The organism is Wolbachia endosymbiont of Mansonella ozzardi (assembly GCF_020278625.1).
GTDB lineage: Bacteria > Pseudomonadota > Alphaproteobacteria > Rickettsiales > Anaplasmataceae > Wolbachia.
Map to the genome: position 1 here is coordinate 1 of NZ_JADAKK010000084.1, position 1961 is coordinate 1961.

A 1961-nucleotide genomic window follows, 5' to 3' on the forward strand; every position below is an offset into this window, starting at 1 on the left:
AGAAAGGATGGTGGAGCTATGCGGGATCGAACTGCAGACCTCCTGCGTGCAAGGCAGGCGCTCTCCCAGCTGAGCTATAACCCCATCGCAAAATGCTAATCTCTGATACCGACAATTCTTGCGAATTTGGTAGGCCTGAGTGGACTTGAACCACCGACCTCACCCTTATCAGGGGTGCGCTCTAACCACCTGAGCTACAAGCCTGTAGAGGTTTTACTGCTCATTTTCATCAGACAATCTGTGTGAGCACTTCAAAGAACGCTTCTTTAAGGTAAGGAGGTGATCCAACCGCAGGTTCCCCTACGGTTACCTTGTTACGACTTCACCCCAGTCATGAATCACAAAGTGGTAAGCGCCCTCCCGAAGGTTAAGCTACCTACTTCTTTTGCAACCCACTCCCATGGTGTGACGGGCGGTGTGTACAAGGCCCGGGAACGTATTCACCGCGGCATTCTGATCCGCGATTACTAGCGATTCCGACTTCATGGAGTCGAGTTGCAGACTCCAATCCGGACTACGACATACTTTATGAGGTCCGCTTGCTCTCGCGAGGTCGCTTCTCTTTGTATACGCCATTGTAGCACGTGTGTAGCCCTACTCGTAAGGGCCATGATGACTTGACGTCATCCCCACCTTCCTCCAGTTTATCACTGGCAGTCTCCTTTGAGTTCCCGGCCGGACCGCTGGCAACAAAGGATAAGGGTTGCGCTCGTTGCGGGACTTAACCCAACATTTCACAACACGAGCTGACGACAGCCATGCAGCACCTGTCTCACGGTTCCCGAAGGCACATTCTCATCTCTGAAAACTTCCGTGGATGTCAAGACCAGGTAAGGTTCTTCGCGTTGCATCGAATTAAACCACATGCTCCACCGCTTGTGCGGGCCCCCGTCAATTCATTTGAGTTTTAACCTTGCGGCCGTACTCCCCAGGCGGTCGACTTAACGCGTTAGCTCCGGAAGCCACGCCTCAAGGGCACAACCTCCAAGTCGACATCGTTTACGGCGTGGACTACCAGGGTATCTAATCCTGTTTGCTCCCCACGCTTTCGCACCTGAGCGTCAGTCTTCGTCCAGGGGGCCGCCTTCGCCACCGGTATTCCTCCAGATCTCTACGCATTTCACCGCTACACCTGGAATTCTACCCCCCTCTACGAGACTCAAGCTTGCCAGTATCAGATGCAGTTCCCAGGTTGAGCCCGGGGATTTCACATCTGACTTAACAAACCGCCTGCGTGCGCTTTACGCCCAGTAATTCCGATTAACGCTTGCACCCTCCGTATTACCGCGGCTGCTGGCACGGAGTTAGCCGGTGCTTCTTCTGCGGGTAACGTCAATGAGCAAAGGTATTAACTTTACTCCCTTCCTCCCCGCTGAAAGTACTTTACAACCCGAAGGCCTTCTTCATACACGCGGCATGGCTGCATCAGGCTTGCGCCCATTGTGCAATATTCCCCACTGCTGCCTCCCGTAGGAGTCTGGACCGTGTCTCAGTTCCAGTGTGGCTGGTCATCCTCTCAGACCAGCTAGGGATCGTCGCCTAGGTGAGCCGTTACCCCACCTACTAGCTAATCCCATCTGGGCACATCCGATGGCAAGAGGCCCGAAGGTCCCCCTCTTTGGTCTTGCGACGTTATGCGGTATTAGCTACCGTTTCCAGTAGTTATCCCCCTCCATCAGGCAGTTTCCCAGACATTACTCACCCGTCCGCCACTCGTCAGCGAAGCAGCAAGCTGCTTCCTGTTACCGTTCGACTTGCATGTGTTAGGCCTGCCGCCAGCGTTCAATCTGAGCCATGATCAAACTCTTCAATTTAAGTTTGATGCTCGTGAATTAAACTTCGTAATGAATTACGTATGTTCACTCAAGAGACTTGGTATTCATTTTTCGTCTTGCGACGTTAAGAATCCGTATCTTCGAGTGCCCACACAGATTGTCTGATAAATTGTTAAAGAGCAGTGC

2 tRNA genes and 1 rRNA gene are annotated in these 1961 nt (G+C 52.7%); all 3 read right to left on the reverse strand.

Annotated elements, in window-relative coordinates:
• Window positions 1-8: 8 nt before the first annotated feature.
• Window positions 9-84: transfer RNA gene (locus IHO40_RS05615), tRNA-Ala, on the reverse strand.
• 43 nt (window positions 85-127) lie between these two features.
• A tRNA-Ile gene (locus tag IHO40_RS05620) sits at window positions 128-204 on the reverse strand.
• Between the two features lie 68 nt (window positions 205-272).
• Window positions 273-1814: ribosomal RNA gene (locus IHO40_RS05625) — 16S ribosomal RNA — on the reverse strand.
• Window positions 1815-1961: the final 147 nt, after the last annotated feature.